Origin of the sequence: Gimesia algae, from assembly GCF_007746795.1 — a bacterium.
GTDB classification, from domain to species: Bacteria; Planctomycetota; Planctomycetia; order Planctomycetales; family Planctomycetaceae; genus Gimesia; species Gimesia algae.
The window spans coordinates 5,706,732-5,731,347 of sequence record NZ_CP036343.1; the positions used below are offsets into that span (position 1 = coordinate 5,706,732).

The 24,616-nt window shown below is 51.0% G+C and carries 17 protein-coding genes; 10 read left to right on the forward strand and 7 right to left on the reverse strand.

Going from position 1 to position 24,616, the window contains the following annotated elements; translation table 11 throughout:
* Positions 1–38 precede the first annotated feature (38 nt).
* Positions 39–1,766, reverse strand: a complete 1,728-nt coding sequence (locus Pan161_RS21340; protein ID WP_145230661.1) for an ATP-binding protein — start codon at positions 1,764–1,766, stop codon at positions 39–41.
* A gap of 202 nt (positions 1,767–1,968) precedes the next feature.
* Positions 1,969–2,817, reverse strand: coding sequence for a DNA-formamidopyrimidine glycosylase (gene mutM / locus Pan161_RS21345; protein ID WP_145230663.1), 849 nt, complete (start codon positions 2,815–2,817; stop codon positions 1,969–1,971).
* A 265-nt stretch (positions 2,818–3,082) separates the two neighbouring features.
* Here mutM and Pan161_RS21350 point away from each other — a divergent pair, with 265 nt between their 5' ends.
* On the forward strand, positions 3,083–4,969 hold the full coding sequence (locus Pan161_RS21350; RefSeq protein ID WP_145230665.1) for a DUF1598 domain-containing protein: 1,887 nt from the start codon (positions 3,083–3,085) through the stop codon (positions 4,967–4,969).
* An 89-nt stretch (positions 4,970–5,058) separates the two neighbouring features.
* On the opposite strand, the gene Pan161_RS21355 is transcribed toward Pan161_RS21350, so the two are convergent.
* Together Pan161_RS21355 and glgC are read right to left on the reverse strand one after the other, a co-directional pair.
* Positions 5,059–6,480 (reverse strand): arylsulfatase, encoded by a 1,422-nt coding sequence (locus tag Pan161_RS21355; protein ID WP_145230667.1) that lies wholly within the window; start codon positions 6,478–6,480, stop codon positions 5,059–5,061.
* Between the two features lie 478 nt (positions 6,481–6,958).
* Positions 6,959–8,200 (reverse strand): glucose-1-phosphate adenylyltransferase, encoded by a 1,242-nt coding sequence (gene glgC / locus Pan161_RS21360; protein ID WP_145230669.1) that lies wholly within the window; start codon positions 8,198–8,200, stop codon positions 6,959–6,961.
* Between the two features lie 412 nt (positions 8,201–8,612).
* Between glgC and Pan161_RS21365 the strand changes: the two genes are divergently transcribed.
* Together Pan161_RS21365 and Pan161_RS21370 are read left to right on the forward strand one after the other, a co-directional pair.
* Positions 8,613–9,275: a class I SAM-dependent methyltransferase gene (locus tag Pan161_RS21365; protein ID WP_145230671.1), complete on the forward strand. Its 663-nt coding sequence runs from the start codon at positions 8,613–8,615 to the stop codon at positions 9,273–9,275.
* Between the two features lie 52 nt (positions 9,276–9,327).
* On the forward strand, positions 9,328–10,776 hold the full coding sequence (locus tag Pan161_RS21370; protein ID WP_197995447.1) for an APC family permease: 1,449 nt from the start codon (positions 9,328–9,330) through the stop codon (positions 10,774–10,776).
* A gap of 19 nt (positions 10,777–10,795) precedes the next feature.
* On the opposite strand, the gene Pan161_RS21375 is transcribed toward Pan161_RS21370, so the two are convergent.
* Positions 10,796–11,419, reverse strand: coding sequence for a DUF3885 domain-containing protein (locus Pan161_RS21375; protein WP_145230674.1), 624 nt, complete (start codon positions 11,417–11,419; stop codon positions 10,796–10,798).
* Between the two features lie 269 nt (positions 11,420–11,688).
* Between Pan161_RS21375 and Pan161_RS21380 the strand changes: the two genes are divergently transcribed.
* Both Pan161_RS21380 and Pan161_RS21385 read left to right on the forward strand, forming a co-directional pair.
* On the forward strand, positions 11,689–13,053 hold the full coding sequence (locus Pan161_RS21380; protein ID WP_145230676.1) for a PHB depolymerase family esterase: 1,365 nt from the start codon (positions 11,689–11,691) through the stop codon (positions 13,051–13,053).
* 190 nt (positions 13,054–13,243) lie between these two features.
* Entirely contained in the window at positions 13,244–13,918 is a 675-nt protein-coding gene (locus Pan161_RS21385) for a hypothetical protein (protein WP_145230678.1), read from the forward strand.
* An 873-nt stretch (positions 13,919–14,791) separates the two neighbouring features.
* On the opposite strand, the gene Pan161_RS21390 is transcribed toward Pan161_RS21385, so the two are convergent.
* Positions 14,792–15,763: an amidohydrolase family protein gene (locus tag Pan161_RS21390; RefSeq protein ID WP_145230680.1), complete on the reverse strand. Its 972-nt coding sequence runs from the start codon at positions 15,761–15,763 to the stop codon at positions 14,792–14,794.
* 287 nt (positions 15,764–16,050) lie between these two features.
* On the opposite strand from Pan161_RS21390, the gene Pan161_RS21395 reads away from it, so the two are divergent.
* The 5 genes from Pan161_RS21395 to Pan161_RS21415 all read left to right on the forward strand — a co-directional run bounded on the left by Pan161_RS21395 (position 16,051) and on the right by Pan161_RS21415 (position 22,333).
* Entirely contained in the window at positions 16,051–17,787 is a 1,737-nt protein-coding gene (locus Pan161_RS21395; RefSeq protein WP_232103780.1) for a DUF11 domain-containing protein, read from the forward strand.
* Between the two features lie 99 nt (positions 17,788–17,886).
* A complete protein-coding gene (locus Pan161_RS21400; protein ID WP_145230684.1) occupies positions 17,887–19,353 on the forward strand; it encodes an alkaline phosphatase D family protein in 1,467 nt (488 codons plus the stop codon).
* A gap of 135 nt (positions 19,354–19,488) precedes the next feature.
* A complete protein-coding gene (locus Pan161_RS21405) occupies positions 19,489–20,754 on the forward strand; it encodes a DUF6807 domain-containing protein (protein WP_145230686.1) in 1,266 nt (421 codons plus the stop codon).
* 26 nt (positions 20,755–20,780) lie between these two features.
* Positions 20,781–21,563 carry an amidohydrolase family protein gene (locus tag Pan161_RS21410; RefSeq protein ID WP_145230688.1) on the forward strand — a complete coding sequence of 261 codons (783 nt, stop codon included), beginning with the start codon at positions 20,781–20,783 and terminating at the stop codon, positions 21,561–21,563.
* Positions 21,560–22,333: an amidohydrolase family protein gene (locus Pan161_RS21415; RefSeq protein ID WP_145230690.1), complete on the forward strand. Its 774-nt coding sequence runs from the start codon at positions 21,560–21,562 to the stop codon at positions 22,331–22,333. The genes Pan161_RS21410 and Pan161_RS21415 overlap by 4 nt, the downstream gene beginning before the upstream one ends.
* 12 nt (positions 22,334–22,345) lie before the next feature.
* Here Pan161_RS21415 and Pan161_RS21420 read toward each other — a convergent pair whose 3' ends face one another.
* Positions 22,346–24,286 (reverse strand): preprotein translocase subunit SecA, encoded by a 1,941-nt coding sequence (locus tag Pan161_RS21420; protein ID WP_145230692.1) that lies wholly within the window; start codon positions 24,284–24,286, stop codon positions 22,346–22,348.
* Positions 24,287–24,616: the final 330 nt, after the last annotated feature.

Consider the following 24,616-nt stretch of genomic DNA (forward strand, 5'->3'; position numbering starts at 1 on the left):
GACCAGAAAGCAAAGGGTAGGCGCTCACAGTGATAGATTCAAGGAGTGCGCGTCTCAGAATGTTCGTTCTCGCTGAGTTTTTCCTGGGAATAGTTCTTGAGATCGGATGTTTTGATGCGATTCATGCCCACAGATGTATCATCCAGATCTGTGAGAAGCCCCTCGGGTGACAGACTCATGCGGACAGGCAGGCGTGCGGTAAACGTACTGCCTCGACCAAATTCACTTTCCAGAAAGACTTCGCCGTCGAGCAGCTTGGACAGTTCGCGAATGATCGATAATCCCAGCCCTGTCCCTTCATAAGAACGGCTCATCGTATCCCGTGATTCGGAAGAAGATTTCCCCTGGCGGAATTTTTCAAAAATATGTGCCTGCTCATCCAGGGGAATGCCGATGCCTGTATCCTCTACAATGAGGTCCATGAGTTTCGGATCCTGTTCGCAGAGTTTTGCTGCGACATGGACTCTACCACCTTCCGGGGTAAACTTGATGGCATTCGAAAGCAGGTTATTAAGAATCTGTTGAATTTTGATGGAATCCTGAAACAGAATCGGGATCTTCGGATCAATTTCGGAGGTCAGCTCGATATTCTTTTTATCGGCCAGGGGAAGCATATTGCCCACCCGACGTTCAATCAGGTCAGCCACGGAAATTTCGGAAAGCTGCAGCTCCATTTTGCCGCTCTCGATTTTTGCCAGATCGAGTACATCATTGATCTGAGCCAGCAGGTTTTTGCCAGACATCTGAATGTTACTGACATAGCGTTTCTGCTTCTCACTAAGATCTTTGGAATTTGCCAGCAGATCACTGAATCCAAGAATACTGTTCAGAGGCGTGCGCAGTTCGTGGCTCATGGTCGCCAGGAACTCGTCTTTGAGTTTGTTCATTTCATAAAGCCTGAGGTTAACCTGCGCCAGCTCGTCGACTTTGGTATCGAGGTCCGTATTGACGGTCCGCAGTTCCTCCTGCACGGTGACCAGGTGACGGAGCATCCGGTTAAATGCATAGCTCAGTTCTTCAAATTCGTCACCCGTGCGGATGTCAGCCCGCAAATCCAGATTGCCGTGCGCAATTTGATCACTCACATCTTTCAAGTGCAGCACGGGTTTCACAATCACATAGCGTACAATTGCATAAGCGGCGAGCATCGCCAGCACTGCGGTCACGAGGGCTGAAGCCAGGTTGATGGCATTGTTCCAGTTCTGTGCCTGTTCGACCTTCTGTGAGGGAAAGCGAATATTGACTATTCCGATGAGCCCCCCCAGTTCCAGGTCGGGATCATCGCGGAGTCGATGGCAGGAGACACAGGATTCCGTCGCGTGAATGGCACCGTAATACTGAAATTTCCCTTCCGTTTCATCGCGGTAAAAGATTTCGTTCTCACCCTGTTTGATGCGTTCGAGGGCTTCATAGCCGGCACTGTCGATAGGACGTTCTTTGGAATCCGCATTGGATGGATTCGCTTTAAAGACCGCCCAGCTGTAGTCGCCGAGATCTTTAGGTTTAACCGATTGCGCAATTTTTTCAATCAGCATGCGGTACTGATCGTTCGATTCGGACCATTTCCAGTGCTTTTCCAGAATGATTGGCGCGACCAGCAGACGGGCGGAGGTAATGTTCTGATCGTTCAGCACCTGATTATTCAACCAGGTATTCAAAGAGAAGCTGGCCGTAATTAATACGAGCAATCCGCCACCAAACAGGTAGCGACACTTGCGTTCGAGGTTGGTTTCCCCCAGCAGTTTTTTGAAAGCACGATACGACATGGATTACCAGCGGGTACGAGATCCGAATCAGATGCTGCGAAATCGCTTTAACATCTCTCAGGTGATCTTATTCCAAAATTGTCTGTATAGAAAAGCATGATTCGCGAATTCTCCCCGCAAATCAGCGAATTTTCTCAGATTTATAAGATGCAAAACAGGCATGTAGTCTAACCTGATCCGAAAACAGAACAGACGATACTGTTTACGACTGCATGACCTGACAACAGGGGCAGTAAAACGTGGAACGCTGGGCCTGGACGATTCTGATGATCTGCGCTCCCTTACAGGAGGGACAGCTTTTATCTTCCTGGCCATACACGCGATGCTGGTTCTGATAGCCGCCCGACTGATTGAGCGCATTTCGATACGTCCCGTCACCCAGAGTGGACCCTTCATAGCGAATGGCGGTTTTCAGAATCTGCAGCATGGCTTTGTGCAGCGATTTGATTTCTGCTGCTGACAACCGATCTGCTGTCCGTTCGGGATGAATGCGGCTCTGGTGCAGCATTTCACTGGCATAAAGATTGCCGATTCCTGCGACCATTTTTTGATCCAGCAAGGCGACTTTAATCGCGCGACTGGTCTTCGCCAATCGCTGTTTCAGCTCGTTGACGGTAATCTCCAGGGCATCAGGTCCCAGTTTCTGCGGTCCCAGAACTTTTTCCTGTTCCGCCTGACTGAGCAACTGGACGGTTCCCAGCCCCCGTCGATCCCAGAACCAGAGCGAGCGCCGGGACCGCCCTTTCTGCAGTAGCCACTCCAGCCGCAGATGACCAGTATCAGGTGGATCAGCAAGTAACATCAGTCCAGTCATCCGCGGTTCGATGACAAACGAAAAACCATTCTCCAGATCCAGGATCACCCGTTTTGCACGACGCCTGACGCGGATCACAGTTTGATTTAAAGCTTTTGAGTGAATGGTTTTAATGCCCGGCTTCATGGAAATGGGTTTACACGGGCAGGGACAGGTACGAAAGTCCTTAATTTTGCGGCCTTCCACGGCTTCGCGAATTCCGCGGACCATGGTCTCCACTTCAGGCAGTTCTGGCACGAATATACTTTCTGTAGCGATTGCAGGAGTTCTAAGGCGTTTCTGAATTTGAACGAAGTGTTTCTATTCTACTACTTGTAACTGTTCTTTGGATGTCAGAGCTGAGCTGAATTAGGAAGACCAAGAAATTTAAGATTATGCTTGACGTCAGGGCAAAGTTGGACGATCCTAGTACATAAAGCCCTTAAACTTCCCATCTTGCAGTATGTGTATATCCGAACTGCAGGTTTGTCCGTTAATATGTTGTGCCAATTGGAGAGCGTCCATGCGCCCTAATCACCCTCGTGTCGGCTCCAGTGTTGTTTCAGTTCTGGCAACCGTTGTCTGTTTAGCTGTTGTCCTGGGAGTCACTTTTTATGTGGTGAATCCCCAGCCTGAAGTGACTGTGGAAAAAGCATCAGAAGAGTTTCAGACTCCGGCCGAAACGCCGCTGGTACTGGAAGAACAGGAAACCGTCGTGGTTACTCCTGCAGCGGAAACAAAACCAGTTGAAGAAACGCCACGCGTCTCAACTGAAGAACAGGTTGCCGCGCATCTGTCAGCAGGGGAATTCGGACAGGCGATTGAAGTCGCTGAAACAGTATCTAACCTGCAGGAACGCACTCTCTTACTCAGAATGGTTGTCAAAGCCCAGATGGACTCCGGCGACTTTATCGCAGCCTTGGGAACCATCAACCGTATTCCTCTGGCTGAAGAACGCACGAAAGCCATGGGCGAACGGACTCAGGCCATGTCGCTGGCTGGTGGATCTCAGCTGGCTGACTTCACCGAGTTGATTGACCTGATTCAGTCACAGACTTCAGGTGGCTGGATTGATGACGGAACTGGTGAAGGTTCACTCCGTCAGTTCTCTGCCGGGGTCCGCGTTGATCCTCACGGAATGTTGCATCATATCAGTAAACAGGAACTGAAAGGCGAACTGGAAGCATTGGGTGCAAAAGCCCGTAAAGCCAGCCTGAATAAGAACGTTGCCCAGAACAGCCAGCTGCGTCTGATTTCTTTAACCCGCCTGGAAAAAGAAGTTCAGCAGTTGGTTGAAGAAGGTCGTTCCCCCGTTGAAACCATGAAAATGCTGGCAGGATTGACCAGAGTCGAATATGTCTTTGTCTATCCGGAAGATCAGGAAATCGTGATCGCCGGTCCTGCAGAAGCCTGGATTTATAATGAGCAGGGTCTGGCTGTCGGCGTGGAAAGTGGCCGTCCTGTTCTGCAACTGGATGACCTCGTGACCATTTTGCGAACATTCTCAGATCAGGGTGAGGAAATCTTCGGTTGCTCCTTCGATCCACGTGCTGAAGGTCTGGCACGGGTGAAAGAGTTTGTCACACAGTCCAATGCCCGTGGTCCACTGAGTGCGGGTGCCGGCGTGCGAAATTATACCCGACAGCTCAAAGAAAAACTGGGAGTACAGGATATTACCCTGTACGGTGTTCCCGATACCTCACGTGTCGCCCGTGTGCTGATTGAAGCAGACTACCGGATGAAACTGATCGGCATTGGTAAAATGGATGCTGGCAAAAACATCCCCAGCTACTTCGATCTGCTGGCTCAAGAGAGCAATGCAAGCGGCATGAACCTCGAAGCACTCCGCTGGTGGCTGACCATGAAATACGATTCCGTACTGCATAACCCGCAACGCACCGCCTACCAGGTGGTTGGTTCATCGGTCCTCTGCCAGTCGGAAAATCAGATCGTCACCAAAGAGGGTGAACGATTACGAACGGGACAGGCTGAAAAGCTGAACCGCGAATTCGCTGCCAACTTTACAAAGCATTATCAGGAACTGGCAGATCAGGACCTGGTTTACGCCGACCTGCAGAACATTTTCGACCTGGCTCTGGTAGCCGCTCTGATGAGAAACGAACAACTGGCGAATCGTGCCGGCTGGGAAATGACTGCTTTTGCTGCCAACGGTGCCTATCGCCCGGCTGAATTCGAAGCAGCTCATACGGTGGATACCGTAGTGAACCATCGCGTCTTCAACGGTAAAGATGTGGTCGTACAGGTTGCTGGTGGCGTGCGGGTTGATACGAACTCTGTTGTGAAAAATCAGCAGAACCTGAAAGTATCTCCCGAAGTCGGAACCGTTTCCGCTCAGTCCAAAGCACCCGCATTGCCCGTGGGTCGCTGGTGGTGGGACTTGGCTAACTAACCAGAAGTAAATTCTGAATCAATTAAAAAACCGCAGCCTGATACCGGGCTGCGGTTTTCTTTTTGTTCTCCCTGAAGTTTCACAGCGGTTTACTTCACGTAACCTTTGATGCCAACCGGCTTCAGTGTCTGGGGGAAGTCCCGCGGCTCAGAATGAGCCTGCTGCATGATCTGCTGCAGATCTTTGATCTGTTCCGGATGCTGTTTCGCGAGATTTTTAGTCTCGCCAATATCTTTACCCAGATCGTAAAGTTCTATCGGCTGATTCATACGGTTCTGGACGGCTTTCCAGTTTCCCTGTCGAATCGCACGCGAGCGAATCTTCCCTTTGGTGTATTCCCAGTAGAGGTATTCGTGTTTTGGCTGCATCGCTTTTCCCAACAGAGTAGGTAGAAACGAGATGCCGTCAATATCGACACCGGACGGAACTGTAGTCCCCGCGACCTGAGCCAGTGTGGGCAACACATCCCAGAACGCGATTTGCAGGTCTGATGTTTTTCCGGGAGCGATTTTCCCAGGCCAGTTTGCAATGAAAGGCACACGCAGACCGCCTTCATACATCGAACCCTTATGCCCTTTGAGCGGCGCATTGCCGTTGAAGAAATCGGTCATCTCTTTCCAGGTTCCCCCCTGTCCGCCGTTATCAGAGGTAAAGATGATCAGCGTGTTATCACGAATTCCCAGATCTTCCAGCAGCGTGACGATTTCCCCCACGTGGTCGTCCAGGCGGGAGACCATGCCGGCAAATGTCGTGAGTCCATCTTCCGAACCAATATAGCCGGGACGGGGATCCAGAATTTGAGTTTTGGGAAACTGACCGCGATACGGTTTTTCAGACTCCTCGGGAACCACCAGTTCTACGTGGGGAATAATGTAAGGCAGATAAGCGAAGAACGGCTGTGCTTTATTTTTCTGAATGAAGGCTTTGGCATCTTCGTGGATCAGATCGTGGATGTAGCGCCCGCGCTGATTGTTTTCATTTTCAGGCAACATGAGTTTTTCTTCATTCTTCCAGATCCAGAAGGGATAATAGAAGTGCGCGTGAACCTGCAGCAGCTGACCGGTGAAATCATCGAAGCCCTGCTTTGCGGGTGTGCCAGGTGTTCCTGCATAGCCCAGTCCCCATTTGCCGAACGCGCCGGTAGCATAGCCGGCACCTTTGAGTACTTCGGCAACGGTGGTATCCTCTTCGTACAGCAACTGGTTCAGGTCATTGGCACGCACAGCGGTGTGTCCGGTGTGCTGACCTGTCATTAAAACGCTGCGTGAAGGCTGGCAAACCATTGAACCCGCGTAGGCCTGCGTGAACTTCATTCCTTCTGCGGCCAGCTTGTCAATATGCGGGGTTTTGATTTTGGTCTGACCGTAACAACCGAGTTCCGCATAGCCTAAATCGTCGGCCATGATGAAAATGATATTCGGTTTCTGTTGCTCTGCTGCGACCAGTTTGACGGGAGTCAGCAGGCTCAGACTGCAAATGACAGTCAGAAGTGAAAAGAGTTGTTGAATCATGATGCCAGATCCTTTCAAAGTTTTTGATTCCGTGTTTTTTTGAAATATTTACACGCTGAATTCGCATTCAGAATGCTTTTTAAAAAATCGTTTGAGATTGGTATTGACCGATTCAAAACGACTTTCTATTCTCCCCGCACCATTGGCGTTCACGCTGATATTGAAAACATCAAACAAACCATTCCTGATAACATCACACCTCAGAATGACCGTTATCAATCCCTTTTACAACCTTCAAGAATACACTAGTGTCCGCTGAGCGATTTTATTCTCTCAGTGGAAAGATCGAATGCCAAAGGCACGGATGCTGTGGCATCGATCTTTTTTGAAGCCTTTAAAATGGAATGTCATTTGAGGCGCGTCTATCAGGCGTAAAAAGACAATGGCGAACAATCGCCTCCCGGAAGTAGTACAAGTCCTTCCCCCCCCTGGGCTACTGCTTCCGGGAATTTTTATGCGCAGCGCCTGAAGCGTGCTGTCAGGGTTCAACCCGCGCGGGAAACCCGTCCATTTTGCCGATGACAACAATCCCGGATTCAGAAACCGCAAAGCCACGGCTTTTATCTGCTTCCAGGTCGTAGCCGATCTCGCAACCTTTGGGGATGGACACACCTTTATCAATGATCGCATTGCGAATTTTTGCATGCCGCCCCACATTCACGCCCGAGAACAGGATCGAATTATCGACTTCTGCCCAGCTGTTGACGCGTACGTTGGAGGAAATGATCGACTGGCTGACGCGGCCACCTGAGATAATCGACCCTGCACAGACCATACTGTCGACGGCCTGACCAACACGCGGTTTATTACCTTCACTCTGGGCAAAGACGAACTTGGGTGGTGGATCGGGTGGCTGATAAGAGCGAATGGGCCAGGTGTTGTCGTACAGGTTTAACTGCGGATGTACCGAAACCAGATCCATGTTTGCTTCATAATAAGCGTCGATCGTCCCGACATCGCGCCAATAGTAACCATCGCCTGTATTTTTATCCTGGAAGGGATACGCGCGAATCAGATGGTCGTCAATAATTGACGGGATAATGTTCTTGCCGAAGTCGTGTGAGCTGTCGAGCTGCGTGGCATCGTAACACAGGCGTTCGAAGAGAAAGTTCGTATTGAAGACATAGATGCCCATGGAAGCCAGGCTTTTATCGGGGTGGTTGGGCATAGGAGCGGGATTGGCCGGTTTTTCTTCGAACTTGACCACGCGCATATCTTCATCGACGCCCATGACACCAAACTGGGTGGCTTCGTCACGATCCACGGGAATGCAGCCGATGGTGACTTCCGCGCCGGATTCCTTATGGTCACGAATCAGTTTGGAGTAATCCATTTTATAAATGTGATCACCTGAGAGGATCAGAATGTGTTCCGAGCGCGCCCGTTCGATGGTGTAGATATTCTGATAGACGGCATCCGCAGTTCCCTGATACCATTGTTCGTCGATTCGCTGTTGCGGGGGTAGAACGTCGATGAATTCATTCAGTTCTCGACAGAGAAATCGCCAGCCCAGATTGATATGCCGATCAAGGCTCGCTGCTTTGTACTGGGTCAGAATCAGAATCCGACGCAGCCCGCTGTTAATACAGTTCGAAAGTGTAAAATCGATGATGCGATAACCGCCTCCAAATGGCACAGCGGGTTTTGCTCGATCTCTTGTAAGTGGTTCCAGTCGTGATCCCTTACCACCGGCCAGAACCAAGGCCAACACATTTCGCATAATTGTTCCTTCCTCAGCATGGAATAAGATCCTGGCGGACTCATTCCCTGATCCATCAATGTATTCAAATGAGGTTTTTTTAAAGCGCTAGATAGAACAATTCGAACAAACCACATTCACAGACAGTCCGTGAAGGCTTGATTCCCTGCGATATGAGTTGTGCGAACGCTCTCACTATGTTGTAGCATGCTCCGGCAATGAAAGGAATTCAAAAAATCAACGTTTTGTGTAAGATCTATTTTCTTAACCTTCCTGACGCCGACAGTTTGGCAGTACTGGTGCAGCTCACTGTTTTGACCGCTGCAAATTAATGAAGTTCCGATAGTTTTCCTGCTTGCGGCTTCTCTCGTTCTATCGGCCCATTTATAATTTGCGGCATGAATCTCTCACCATCCAGACCGGAGAATACCCCATGAGTACCACCGACGAAAAACTGACCAAATCGTTTTATGACCGTATCAGCCATTCTTATGACACGATTGCTGATTCTAATGAACATGTGGCCCGGGAAAAAGGGTTGACGGCGCTGGCGATTCGCGAGGGAGAAACGGTTCTGGAAATTGGTTATGGCACGGGTCATTCGCTGGTAGCGCTGGCGAAAGCGGTTGGAACCACTGGAAAAGTAAGTGGCGTGGATATTTCAGACGGGATGAAAACCGTCTCGGAAAAGCGGGTCAGCGAAGCCGGTCTGTCCGACCGCGTGGAGTTGATGGTCGCCAACACACCTCCCCTGCCCTTTGAAGAGGGAAGTTTTGACGTTGTTTCAATGAGCTTTACCCTGGAACTGTTTCCGCTGGAAACCATCCCCACCGTGCTGTCCGAAATCAAGCGCGTGCTGAAACCGGGAGGCCGCCTGGGCGTCGTCTGTATGGCGCTGCCTAAAGAGGGGAAAAAAGACAGTTTCCTGGAAAAAACCTACAAATGGATGCACCAGCACTTCCCACACATCGTCGACTGCCAGCCCATCAATGCGACAGGTTTCCTGGAAGAAGCAGGATTTACCCTCACCGTCGATGACACAATGGAAATCTGGACGATGCCTGTCGCCATCGTGGTCGGCACAAATCCTGCCTGAACCGTCGTTTTCACCACTTCCAATTCTGACTGGACAGGGGACTGCATTCCACATGCCCGCAGAACAAAGTCAATCTGAGCCGGTTTCCACGCCGGGCGCAAGCTTTCAGAAACAGCTGAGTCTGTGGGATACCGTGAATATCATCATCGGGATTGTGATCGGTGTTTCGATCTTCAAGTTGCCAAGCCTGGTCTTCGGAAACGCGGGTTCGATCGAAGCCGGCTTTGTGATCTGGGGTCTGGGTGGCCTGCTGATGCTGGCCGGGGCCCTGTGTTACGCCGAGCTGGCGTCTGCAATTCCGGAGACGGGAGGCGACTATGTCTTCCTGTCCCGGACCTACGGGAATGGCTGTGGCTTTCTGTTCGGCTGGGCGCAGTTCATCGCCATCAACCCGGGCAATATCGGCATCATGTCGTATGTGTTCGCGGATTATGCCATCGAGTTTCTGAACGCCTCCGGTTATGAAATCCCCGAGGGCTGGTCAGTCATCCTGGCAGCGGCGTCTGTCTGTATTCTGATTTTCCTGAATCTGCTGGGACTGATGGTCGGCAAGTGGGCACAGAACATCCTGACGCTGGCTAAAGTTATCGGTCTGGCGGCGATATTTGTGAGCGGCCTGTACCTGGGATTGCAGGGAACAGGCGAAACTGTTGTCGAACCAGTCATAAAGAACCCGAATTCGGAACTGCATTTCGGTCTGGCGATGGTGTTTGTCCTGTATGCATTTGGCGGCTGGAACGATGCCGCCTTCGTCGCTGCTGAAGTCAAAGAGCCGGGCAAAAATATTCCGCGGGCACTGATCGCGGGCACCGGGGGAATCCTGGTCATTTACCTGCTGATCAACTTTGCCTACCTGTGGGGCCTGGGTTCCACCCGATTGCTGAAGTCATCCACACCGGCGGCAGAACTGCTGGGAAATGCCTGGGGGGATTACGGCACACAAATCATCAGCCTGATTATCATGATCTCCTCACTCGGTGCAATCAACGGTTTGATTATTACCGGTTCCCGCGTGAACGTGCGGCTGGGCATGGACCACCATTTTTTTGCGGCTCTGGCACGCTGGAACGAGCGTGTGAACGCCCCGCTCTATTCGCTGCTGTCTCAAGGCGTGATCTCGATCGTCATGATTTTTCTGGTGGGAACGGAAACAGGCCGCGGCCTGATCGATGCGCCGTTTACGCTGATCCAGGGCGACTTCATTAAGTGGGAACAATACCAGGACGGCTTTGATACCCTGCTCGTCGCAACAGCTCCTTTGTTCTGGACCTTCTTTCTGTTGACGGGCTTGAGTCTGATCATCCTGCGGTACAAATCGCCGCAGATGGAGCGACCGTTCCGCGTTCCCCTGTATCCCGTCACGCCGATCCTGTTTTGCCTGACCTGTCTCTACATGCTCTACGCCAGTCTCGAATACGCCCGCGGCCTGGCATTGCTGGGACTGATCCCGGTGCTGATCGGCGTGCCACTGTACTGGACGAGCCGCCGGAAAGGCCGATGATTCCAGTTCTAATCAGAGGCTATTCTTCAGTTCGAAAAGTGGAATTCATCTGCTGTCGATCATAATCCAATAACCAGTTATCGAATCGGTGATAGAGTGTTTTCAGCAGTTGATGATTCGAACCAACCACATCCATTCCACGATCATCATAAGGTAAGATCATGATTTGTTTATCGAGACAAAAAAGATAGAAGTCTGCTTGCGGACGCGGACTGATATCGAAATCCTTCGCTAAAGCACACCACAGGACATTTTGAAGTCGATCAACGGGAATGGAAAACGCAATGGAATGCACACCCCCGGGTGATGCAAAATTCTCATCCTCATGTAATCCTTCGGTTTCACTCCAGTACTCGCGATCTGATGTCGGATAAAGATCGACAGACTTTAATTCCCGCAACACTTTGATTTGATCCAACAGACAGGATTCACTGTAAATACGCAAACAGAGAATCATCTCATCTGAATCCTGCAGGATTTCCCGACAGATCGTTTCTGCCTTCCAGAGAGCCGTCAGGAACTGATTCAGTATATGCCCTCCTTCAGACAAAGAAAAACGCAATCCTCCCGGATATTGATAGAACAGAGGTCGATCAAATGCCTTGCCTGCAAACATTGAATTAATTTGAGAGCGGATATTCATGACGCTTCATCTCAATCGAACCTGATTCTGGTATTCAAAAAAGTGTTTCGGATTTTTGTGTCAACTTCATTGATATTATCTCTAACAATAACATTTCATTGTAAGTGAGCAATCAGCAAGTCAATTACCGACTCATTATTTACAGAATTGGTTCAAGATAAAGTTTCACATGTTGCACTTCTGCCAATCGCTGGCAGGAATCATTTATTTTTCTTACCATATAAGTTTGAAATTGCCAATTAGAACAATCATATTCAGGATTCTCGATTATGAAATCACGCGTCCCTCTGATATATCTGGTCGCTCTGTTCCTGCTGCAGACGCTTGTCTACTCTGTCTCAGCTGAAGAAACCAAAACCATTGCACCGCTGGAGCTGCCGCGGGTCGATGCTTCGTTTCAGCCGCCGTATTACAGCACCACTTACGAACAGCCTAAGGAGCCAAAAGAGGGTCAGCTGCAGATTGGCGTAACCTACACGCTGTGGATTCCGGAAGGACTCAAAGAAGTGCGGGGCATCATTGTGCATCAGCATGGCTGTGGTTCGGGTTCGTGTACGGGCAGTGTGACGGCGGCTCACGACCTGCACTGGCAGGAGTTGGCACGGAAGAACGGCTGTGCCCTGCTCGGCCCCAGTTTTCATCAGGCCAAGGAACAGAACTGTCGTCTGTGGTGTGATCCGCGAAATGGTTCGAGCAAAGTGTTTGTCGAGTCACTGCAAAAGCTGGCAAAACTTTCAGGGCATCCTGAAGTCGCTACCGCGCCCTGGTGTCTGTGGGGGCATTCGGGAGGCGGGTTCTGGTCGAGCCTGATGCAGATGGAGTACCCGGAGCGGATTGTGGCGATCTGGTTTCAGTCGGGAACCGCCTATGGTTACTGGACCAATGACGAAATTACGGCGCCCGAGATCCCAGCTGCGGCCATGCAGATCCCGATGGTGGCCAATCCGGGCCTGAAAGAAAAAGAAAACAAACGTTTCAGCCGCGCCTGGACGGGCAGCCTGGCGATGTTCAAAGACTACCGCGCCAAAGGGGCACCGATCGCGTTTGCCCCCGATCCCCGCACGGGCCACGAAACCGGCGACTCACGCTACCTGGCGATCCCCTTCTTCAACGCCTGCCTGCAACAGCGTCTGCCGGACAAAGTGGGGGCCCCTTTAAAAGCCGTCGAGATCAGCAAAGGCTGGCTGTCGCCGCTGCTCAGTGAAACCATGCCGGTCCCTTACGACCAGTTTGAAGGAAACAAAGCGGAAGCCAACTGGCTGCCCGACAAAGCGGTCGCGATCGCCTGGCTGGACTTCGTCAAGACCGGTGCAGTCAGTGACAAAACGCCGCCCCCTGCACCCACCGAAGTCAAAGTCGATGCTGCGACAGGTACGATCACCTGGAAAGCGGGAACCGACTTTGAGAGCGGCATCCAGGCCTTCCTGATCGAACGCGATGGCAAACAGATCGGTCAACTCCCCGAGAAACCGACCAACCGTTTCGGCCGCCCCCTGTTCCAGAACATGAGCTACGGCGATACCCCCGTGCTGCCACTGCAGAAGTTCGAATTCGTCGACAAAACCGCGAAACCGGGCAAGACGTATCAGTACAAAGTGATCGCGGTCAATACCGCGGGGGTGAAATCGGAGTAGTGTTTTTACTACCACGAAAAGCACGAAAACACACGAAAAGGGAAAAGTCTGATACGCGTTGAGTCTGCCGGAAAAGCTTAAAACTGAAAGATTATGGCAGGCATGAGGCTGTGATTAGTATAAAATCGTGATTGTTTCCCAGGAGTAAAGAAATGCCCGATTTTTTGATCACTGACTAAGTTGAACTGGAATGATGACAGAGGAAACTCCAAATCAATTTATAAAAAAGCCATCCCGTCTGCAGCATTTCAGGCGCTGGTTGATCGCCGTCGGAACTGGATTACTGTTACTGGTGGCAGTACTCGTCTGGATTACCCCACCAGTAATCGAGGCGGGACAGGTAGTCGATCAGTTCGGGAGTTTTCGTTATCCTGCTGGCGGGCATCGTCTGGAAATCAAAAAAACTGACGAGGGAAATGTGCAGATCACCATTTTCCGTCGCAGCACCAGATACTTTTTCATTCCCGTCATGACGAAATATTCTTTTCGTACGTTTGAAGCAGAACGTGACTGGTTTGTTAGCGTCGACCGGAACCAGCGGCTCTGGTTATTTCAGGGACGCTGGAAAAAAGAATGGGGAAAACTTCGTAAAATGCCCTCTGGCGAGACGATCCCTTATGGTCAGGGGATTCTCATGGATGGCATCTGTTTTCTGCCCACTGGTCAATTAGCAAAAGGAACGACAGTGGTGATGAATAACAGCGACTGGACAGGTTGCCCGCCTGAATTCTTTGAACGGATTCCCGGCAAAGATCAGGGACAACCAGTCTGGGGAGGGGAAATCCCACAGTTCCCCCAGTCTCCACCTGCATTAACAAAGCAACAGGAAAAACTGATTGCCAGCCTGCCCCAGTATTCAAGATAGAAACATCTGACTGCAACTCAGCTTTAACGCAGCAGAATCACAACCAGAATGCCCCTTTCATTTTCGTGTGCTTTCGTACTTTTCGTGGTAGTAAATAAAAAGTAAGGTGCGTCGTGTTCATCTGCAGGCTCTCAAATCACATCTGGTAGAATTCCTGCAGGACGAAAACTCGAGTTCCCTGCCTGCTTTTTAAATGTATCGGGTGTGGTGTTGTCACAGCAGTCTGTCACTGAAAAGCATGTTGCAGCTGCGACCTCCTGCTCGCTGCGCTCGGCCCGAATTATATTCGGGCTTACCCTTTTTTCTTTGTTATCAACCGTATGACATTAGCCGCGGTTCATGCAGACTTCGGTGTTCAACCGGGGTTAAGGCCCTGCTGCTAATTAAGGATGTTCAATGGTTAAACGTGGGAACACCATGATTAATATTGGCACTTTCATTTTATGGTTGCTTGCGAAAACACCGAATTCTATTTGTGGCTCTCCGGTTTCTGTCTGGTTCAGGATCTGCATTAGGGGTTGCCTTGTTTTTGTTGATTTATTCTCTGGAAGGACAGGCAGGAGTCAAGATGTGCTGAAATGGTTTTTCTGGCGATACTTGATGATAGAGAACCGGTGTCTGGCTGAGAACTGGTTACTTCGCTGCGAACACGGGGCGAAGTGCGTCGACCCGCAGTCGGTTATGCGCTGTTATTTTGCAAATCGTGCTGAAACCAGCGGGTTTTGTAGTGCTGATTTTCGCAGTGGTTCACGTGGTTCACTCGATTTTTTCTCGCCAACGCGCGCGACACACTTGAGAGCAACAGGATGCTCATCGGCGGGCAGCAGTCAAGGCCGGTTTCTTCAGTTGTGGAACGGATACGCAGTGCGCCGTTTATTCACCGGGATAGCGATCCCAGCGGTAAGCCAGCTTCGAGTTTTGCCAGAAGACTTTGTCGAGCGCCGCCTGTCCTTTGTCCTGCAGATAGTCGACCAGAATTTTCTGCAGCGTGACATAGTCGGCGGCCCGTTCGGAGACCGGCCAGTTGCTGCCGAAAATCATGCGGTCGACTCCTATATTTTTCCAGATGACATCCAGGGTCGGACGGTAATATGCAACGTCGGCAGGGACGGCATCGGGACGGTGGCGCGAAGCCCCTTCCACCAGGGCCGAGATTTTGATGAAAACCTGTTTCTGATCGGCAAGGGCTTCCATATATTCTCTCCACCGCAGATCGATCTCATCCCCTTTGATAGCAACATTGCCGATATGATCGACAACAATCCGCAGGTCGGGAACCTGCTCGGCCAGCAGACGTGCTCCATTCAGAGTAACCGGGCCGCCATTCAAGTCGACCTGCAGTCCCTGGTCGGCCATCAGTTTCAGGTCGTCCATAAACTGTTTCTGTTTCAAGCCAAGATCGAGCAGATCGTAATTGATACGAATCCCTTTATAGAGGGGATTTTTCGAAAAGCGTTTGAGGTGTTTGCGAAAATCGGGTTCACCCGGAGTGAGGCGACCGACAAAGCCGATGATGACGGGATTGTCTTTCGCCTGATCGAGAATCCACTGATTGTCTTCGACCAGCTTACTGGCTTCGACGACGACCGTGGCATTGACCGGCTGGTACTTTTTCAGTTCAACGAAGTCTTTTGGCAGGACAGTCCGATAGAGAGACGAACCTTTTCTCGGCCAGGGAACGCCTTCGGGACGAGTGGGATCGTAAAAGTGGGTATGGGTGTCGACTACTTTAGCGGGTAGGAGTTGTTTGGATTCGGCAGCTTCCGTTCCATAGATTTTCAACTGAGAGGCGAGTAATCCTGCGGAAGCAGTTTTGAGAAACGTACGACGGTTGAGCGATGACATGTCGAGAATCCTCTGGGCTGGTTAGGTCTTATCATACCTGAAAGGCAGGGTTGATGGACCATTAGTTACATTATGTTTATGTCGACGCATTACAGGATATTCTCAGTCGATATCCAATTCTATCTATTTTCACAAAAACTTGCTGTATTCCGGGCGAATTTAAATCGCACTTCCCTTTGCGGGCTCTTTTTGCTAATTTTCACGCACTGTGTATCTTTACTTTTTTTGTTTTGGGACGGTTGTTGCCAGGAACGGCGACAGGCACAAGCAACGGATTTGATTTTGTGATGCCCCCAGCTGATGATCAGAACTCAGATTTGAGTCACCGCGCGTTTTCAGATGCCGCGTCTGAAGAGAACGGACGCGAGGTATCAGAGGAGATCAACACAGAACAATCCAGTGAATCGGACTGGTATTCCGCAGAGATCGAAGACGACGCCGTCGAATATGATCTCTCCCTCAAGTTTGAAGATTACGCTCCCGTCTGGTTAATCAAGTTCAAAGCTCTGTTTGGTAGTGCTCCGGAATGGTCGGTCGCGTCGACACTGGGCGCGATTGCCATCATCCTGACGGTCCTGCTGTTACTGGCGATGCCCGCCGATGAACCATCTGACATCGAAGTTGCGGAAGAATTCACACCCGCTCCCCTGGAAGTGGAATACGCGGAACCAGTAGAAGACAACCTGATAGATTCACGAATCGCGGTAGAAATTCCAGATGCAGATGGATTTGTGCTAGCAGAAACGGACCCGCTGTATGTTTCCTTTGGTGAACTTCCTCAGCATATCGCAGCGACACCCGCGCGCGACGAATTCATGTTACCGCGTGAACAACCGATAGTGTTACCAGATTTCGAACTGCCACCCGAGCCGTCGACTGCTGAACCAGAGCTGACGCTGGATGTTCAGCGAATCCGAATTATTGAACGGGAAATGCGTGACCCGGGAATGGATGAGCCGTTTGTAGTCGAAGCAGTGATCACAGCAGGTGACCAGGTGAGTCGACTGGAACCGGGAGACCGGTTTCTGTTTGATGAAAGCTGGACCCTGGTCAATCTGGAACGAACTCAGGCACAGTCCCAGGCCACCATTCGCCCCACGCTCTACCATGAACGGATTACAGGCAACGAACATCTGCAGGTCGGTCAGGAACAACCTCGCGCGCCAGATTTGAGGGAGCCCGTTCGTCCCGATCCCGAACAGCAGGAAGAGCTACACGTCGAAATCAGAAAGACGATTCCCCAGCAGGGAACCGCCGCGGATACGCTGACGTATTCGATCATTGTGAAAAACCGGGGCAGGACAACCGCGTTTGACTTGGATGTGAATGAGACACTTTCCCCCGCCGCAAGCCTGGTGGATTTGACTCCGCCGGCTGAAGTCAATCGTAACCAGTTACGCTGGAAAATCGCGCGACTGGAACCGGAGGAAGAACGGGAACTGCAAGTCAAAGTGTATCTGGCGGATGAAGGAAGCGTGGAAACCAGTTCCCTGGTGAAACTGGTTTCGAATGTCGCTACGACCACAGAGATTTCAGCTCCGTCGCTGGAGTTGAAGCTCAAAGGACCTGATGTGGTCGCAGAAGGAGAGGTCTTTCCTCTGGAGATTCAAGTGAGCAATCGTGGTCGTCAGGCTCAAAACGGAGTAGACCTGCATCTGGATCTGCCCGAAGGACTGATGCATGAACAGGGACGGCAGTTATCATTCCCGCTGGCGCAGCTGGCAGCGAATGAAACGCGAACATTGCAGGCACGTGTCAGAGCGGTTAAAGCGGGTAAGGTGACCTCACAGGCAACCTTGTCTTCAGACCAACTGTCCCTTGATGAAATGATGCTGGTTCAGAATGTGATTCCCAAACCGGCAACCCAGAAACAACCAGTTGCACCGAAACAGCCGGAAACCAAGGCGACCAAACCCACGGCGTCTGCACCGGCCATCACTCCCAATCCCCCTGCCACACCCGGACAATCCTGTCCCTGCCAGGTACCCGTCTATTATTATACGGTCCCTTATCTGCTGCCGTGATAGCCGCTGGAGTTGAAGTCCACTCTCGACTTCGGTTAGCCTGTATTCCAGCCAATACCTGGTATTCATTCTGCTAACCATTGATGAGGAGAGAACCAGATGAGCGTGCCCGCTCCCGTACGAGTCCTGAGTTTCTGCTTGATTTTCTGTCTCACACTCTTCGTTTCCCTGCCAGACGCAGTCGCTGATCTCCCGGATCGAAAACAGGGGGAAATGGCTGGAGAAGTGAATACGGATTCCGCGATCTTACAATCGCGTCTTACGGCGAAGAAGCTGGATCAAACGGGAGATCTGCCCGGCATCGCAGGTGTCGGACGCTTCGAGCTTTCGACACATCCGAATTTTTCTGGCTCCTATTTTACCGACTGGCTGACAGCGGAAGCAGAGCATGACTATATGCTGAAAACGCGGGTAAAAGACCTGAAACCAGGAACGCGCTACTACTATCGTCTCCAGTACGGACCGAATCAGAATACGACACAGAACGGACCGGCGAATACCTTCGAGACGCTGCCTGCTGCTGACCAGGCGAAAGAGATCAGCTTTGTAGTGGTAACCGGTATGAACTTCAATGCCTTTCATCATGGGCTGGGGAAACGTCCTGCTTACCAGGGTGAAGACAAAGAACTAGGCTACCCGGCTCTGCTGAGTATTCTGAAACTGAAGCCGGACTTCTTTGTCGGCACGGGTGACAATGTATATTACGATCACCCAGCCAAACCGGCCGCCCAGACACCCGCTGAAATGCGAAAAAAATGGCATGAGCAGTTTGTGCAGCCGCGGTATGTCGATCTGTTTTCGAGTGTGCCTACTTACTGGGAAAAAGACGATCATGACTTCCGCTATAACGACTGTGATCTGACGGGAAAACGTGAACCGAACAATGATCTGGGGCTGCGCATCTTTCGGGAACAGGTACCGATCGTGGATCCACTTACCACCGATCCTATCACATACAGAACGTATCGCATGGGAAAACTGCTGCAGGTCTGGTTTACCGAGAACCGGGATTATCGCAGCCCGAATCGTGCCGCTGATGGACCAGATAAAACAATCTGGGGAAAGAAGCAGCGTGACTGGCTGAAGACGACCCTCAAAGAGTCGGACGCCACATTCAAAATCTTGATCTCTCCCACGCCGATGATTGGTCCGGACGGCAAAAGCAAAAAAGACAATCACACCAACATCAAAGGTTTTCGTCACGAGCGCGATGAATTTTTCCAGTGGCTCAATCAGGAAGGCCTGAACCAGCGCGGCTTTTATGTGGTCTGTGGTGATCGTCACTGGCAATATCATTCCATACAACCGCCCGGAATCGAAGAATTTTCAACCGGTGCGCTGGTGGATGCGAATTCCCGTCTGGGAGTGAATCCGGGAGACAAAAAAGGGACCGATCCGGAAGGCATCGTCAAACAACCTTACACGTCTCAGCCGGCATCCGGTGGTTTTCTGTATGTGAAAGTACTACCAGAAGATAAAGGGCAGAAAGCTGAATTGCAGTTTCGCTTCTATGACGAACAGGGAAAGCTGCTGCATGAAGTCAGGAAACAACGTCAGATCGAATAACAGGGGCGTGTTCTTCAGTCCGTTTCCCGATTATCGGCAAAGCCAATATTGCATCTGACACAAGTGGTTCGGTAGCATGGATTAACGCTTACTGAAAGTTACAGAGCGACGCTCTGGCCTTACCGAGAGTTTGAAATGACATTATCCCAAAACTGGTTACAGATTCCCCTCTTTTTAATATTGATTCTGATTTCCTCTGCAACAAATCAACTGGCAGCCGCTGAAGAGACGCTGGGAACAGTCCGCTTCACGGCGGGGAAGTCAGCACTCGAAAATGAACCCGTCAGTGTGGAACTTCCGGAGACGGGATTCACTGCAGAGCAGGTTTTTCTGATTGAGACAGCAGATGCGGAGAGGACCGCGATTCCCGCTCAGATTGAAAAACAAAAACAGTCTGCAGATTTACTCTGGTGGATTCCCCCTGGTAAAACAGCCGCTGGTAAAACGCGCGTATTTCAAATCCGAGCCGGTTCTGCTTCCCCGCGACAGGAACTGACGATTAAGGAGACCGACAAAGCCTATCAGATCATGATCGGTGATCGCCCGGTTTTGAGCTACAATTATAAACACATTGAGCCGCCCAAACCCCTGGATCCGCTGTATGGTCGCAGCGCTCATATTCATCCTCTCTGGACGCCTGGCGGAAAGATCGTGTCGGATGAATTTCCCCCGGACCATGCCCACCAGAGCGGACAGTTCCTGGCATTTACGAAAGCCGTCTTTGAAGGACGCCCGACCAATTTCTGGGAAATCAAAAGCAAAAAAGGCCGGGTTCGATTTAAAAACCTGGTCACAAAACAGACGGGGCCAGTCTATGCGGATCTCATAGTAACACAGGAACATGTGGATCTGACAGGCGAATCAGAAACTCCCGCTCTACTGGAAACGTGGAGCATTCGCGTCTGGAATCAACCAGTGAAAGACCCTGACTTCTGGATGTACGATATTACTTCGGATCTACGGTGCGCGACCGAATCTCCGTTGAAGCTACCTGAATATCATTACGGTGGCATGGCCATCCGCGGAGGTCGGGGATGGACGAAAGAAAACTGTGCGTTTCTGAATTCGAACGGCAAAACCCGGGCGAATGGCAACCATGATCGAGCCCGCTGGTGTGACATTTCCGGCAGATCCGATCCGAGTGCTCCCTGGAGTGGGTTTACCATTCTCACCAGTCCCGATAATTTTCGCTTTCCGGAACCGGTAAGGATTCATCCTTCCATGCCTTACATGGTATTCACCCCCTGTCCCCTGGGAGACTGGGAAATCGATCCGGGAAAACCACACATCAGCCAGTATCGGTTTCTCGTGCATGACGGGCCTGCACTCGCCCGCACTGATGCGATCTGGCAGCAATATGCCAACCCGCCCAAAGCGAGCATTCAATTAACTGCTCCCTGACTGTTTGACATCGGAAAGAGTTACCTATGATCTGGGACTTACACTGCCACCTGTCCGGGGTGGATGGCAAAACCGTCGATGAGCGCATTGCGCAGTTGATGGTCTACGCCGACCGCATGGGCGTGGAACGACTCGTTTTTTTCATGGGCTGGCCGTTTGCAACCGATCCCACGCCGGAACAGTTTCGCAAGCAGAACGATCAGGTTCTTCAGGCAATCAGTCACTGGCATAACCGGGCCTTCGGCTTTGTGTATCTGAATGCAAAGTATGTAGATGAAAGTATTGCAGAACTGGATCGCTGTGTGAAAAATGGCCCGATGATCGGAGTCAAATTGTGGGTTGCCAGTCGCTGCAATGATCCCTCGATTGATCCAATTATTAAACGGGCTGCCGAGCTGAAAGCGTTAATCTACCAGCATACCTGGTACAAAACCGGGGGCAATCTAATTGGAGAGTCGACGCCCGGTGATCTGGCGTTAATGGCAAAACGGCATCCCGATGTCCCACTGATCTGCGGTCATACCGGGGGTGACTATGAACTGGGGCTGCGGGCGATCCAGGATTCTCCCAACGTGTATGCTGGCATTGGTGGTTCTGACCCGACTGCCGGAATCACGGAAATGGCGGTCCGCACGCTGGGCGCCGATCGCATTTTGTACGGCAGTGATATCGGCGGTCGCAGTTTTTCTTCTCAACTGGCCAAGGTTCAGGGAGCCGACATCCCTGAAGTTTCCAAACGTCTGATTCTGGGAGGCAATCTCAAACGCCTGTTGACTCCCATCCTCAAAGAGAAAGGGATCAAGGTATGATTTGCGATGTGAATGTGTATCTCTCCCGCTGGCCCTTTCGTCGGCTGCCATGCGACACGACATCGGAACTGGTGAGCAAACTGAAACGCAACCAGATTTCCCGCGCGTATGCCGGCAGTTTTGACGGGCTGCTGCATAAAGATATTCGGGCTGTGAATCAGCGACTTTATGACGACTGCAAGTCACAGGGCGCTAATCTGCTGCTACCTGTCGGAAGTATCAACCCCGCGCTGCCAGGCTGGGAAGACGATGTCATCACTTGTCACGAACAATGGAAAATGTCCGGCATCCGACTGCATCCCAATTACCATGAGTATGAATTGAACAGTCCGGAAGTAAAAAAACTGTTCGCGATGGCTGCGGAACGGGGGATGTTTATTCAGATCGCCATGCGGATGGAAGACAACCGCACGCATCACAAATTAATGCAGATTCCCGATGTGAATTTTGAAGCGCTACCGGGACTGATGCAGGAACAGCAGAATCTGCAGGTCACGATTCTGAACGGTATGAAGTCATTGCGGGGGGCGAGCCTGACCCGACTGACCGAAAACCCGAATCTGACCATTGAGATTGCCATGCTGGAAGGCGTAGGCGGGATCGAGAAAATCATGCAGCAGGTCCCATACGAACAAATCCTGTTCGGTTCCTATTTTCCCTTTTTCTATCTGGAGTCCAGTTTGAATAAACTCAAAGAGTCACAGCTGGGAATGGAGATCGAAAAACAGATCACCTGGGAGAATGCACAGAAACGGTTTACAAATACTTAAGGATCAGAGTGACTACTCGGTCCATTCCAGATAGGGGTCGAGTCCCATTTTGTGGAACATCTCGATACGATTCTTTTCCTGTTTGAGCATATCGCGACGCTGTTTGCGATGCAGCTTCTCCAGGAAATCCTGCGTATTCTTGAAGAACGACAACCAGCCCGCTGGGAGTTCCCCGTTCTTGTCTGCCTTGGCAGATTTCGCAAGTTTCTCGATTTGGCTCATTTCCAGGCAGCGAAGCAATTCGTCTTCCAGTGAGAGAAAGAACTGATAGTGTCCGGGATCGCCTTGCCGGGCGGATCGACCGATCAACTGACGGTCGATACGGGCCGAGGTGTGCATCTCTGTTGCAATCACGTGTAGCCCGCCATTCTCACGCACATCATCCTTCAGAAGAATATCGGTACCGCGACCGGCCATATTCGTGGCGATGGTTACACGTGCCGGTTCACCCGCTTTTCTGACGATTTCGGCTTCCTGTTCATGGTATTTTGCATTCAGGATCTGATGGGGAATAGCCTTCATCGCCAGCAGGTCGCCGAGTGCTTCTGACGCTTCGACAGAAGGTGTACCCACCAGAATCGGACAGCGTTTTAACCGTAGACGTTCAATCTCTTCCACGACAGCCATCCGTTTGGCCTGCATCGTTTTAAAGACCCGCGCCTTGCTCCCTTCGCGAATACAGGGGCGATGCGTGGGAATCGAAGTCACGGAGACTTTGTATGTTTTACGGATTTCTTTTTCCGCCATAGCAGCGGTACCGGTCATCCCCGCCAGATGCGCGTAGTTCTGGAAAAAGCTCTGTACAGTGATACGGGCCGCCTGGCCGGTAGCTGCGGTGATGGGGACATGTTCCTGTGCTTCGATAGACTGATGCAGTCCATCCTGCCATTTACGCCCATCCATCATACGTCCCGTTGATTCATCGACAATCACAACTTCATCATCGACGACCACATAATCACGGTCTTTCAGAAAGCCGAATCGAGCGACCAGCGACTGTTCGACCTGTTTATAGATGCGTTCTGTATCAATCGAATCCAGCAGAGAAGGTTTCGCCATCAGCAGAATTTTGCGACAGCCCGAGTCCGTAAGATAGGATGAACGTTTTTTGGGTTCGTAGACGTAATCCTCTTCCGATTCAAGCTGATGAGTGGCCCGGTTACTCCAGCGGAACAAATTCACGGAGGCTGCGTCATTCGGCTGAATCAGCCCGATAATCAGCGGGGTTCTGGCCTCATCAATTAGTACGCTGTCTGCTTCGTCAATCAAAGCAAAATAGTTTCCACGCTGGACCAGTGGTTCTTTTCCGGAGTTTTTATGATTGGTAATAGCCTGCTCCAACTGACCGGGGGCAGAAGCTCCGATACGAATCCGATCTCGAAGGAAATCAAATCCCATTTCATTCGCCGTACCGTAAGTCACATCCAGACCATAAGCGATCCGCCGATCTTCGTCTTCCATATCTGATGTGATACAGCCCACCGAAAGCCCCAGCTTATTGAACACCGGTCCCATGATTTCGGAGTCACGCTTGGCAAGATAGTCGTTGACTGTAATCACATGACAACCTTTTCCCATCAGCGCACGCAGGTAGGCAGGCAGAACGGCTGTCAAAGTCTTGCCTTCACCGGTCTGCATTTCGGCAATGCCTCCTTCGAACAGGGCAATTCCCCCCATGAGCTGCACGGGGAAGTGCTCCATCTTCAAGGTTCGCCAGGCGGATTCCCGTACGAGGGCATACGCTTCCGGCAGAATTTTTCGAAGCGGCTCGCCGGATTTTGCACGCCAGCGTAATTCCAGCGAGTAGCGTTCCAGTTTGTCGTCGGTCATTTTTTTCAGCGATTCACAACGTTTCATGATCTGACCGGATGTAGCGTTCCAGCGGGAGAGACGCGATTTCGCCGGGCGAAAACCTGTCTTCATCCAGTGATAGCTGTGTGATGCAATGCTCAAACTGCCTCCAGGAGCGGAATAAAACAACCAGAACGAAAACACACTCAAACTTAATCGTTCGATGTGTCAGGAAATCAACGGACGCTGCTTTCAGTACTATGACGCTCAAAACACTGAAAAGTAACTTAGAAGAACAACTTAACGTATTCTAAAGTGAATGATCACAGACTTGCCGACAGACATACAGACAAAAACTCTTAAACCATTCATATGATATGACTTACATTCTATACCACACCATAATCTGACTGCTGGTGCTACTTATTTTAATCAGTCAGTGAAGCGACAACAAAAACTTTTTTACTGATTCTCACCAGACGACCAGAAAAT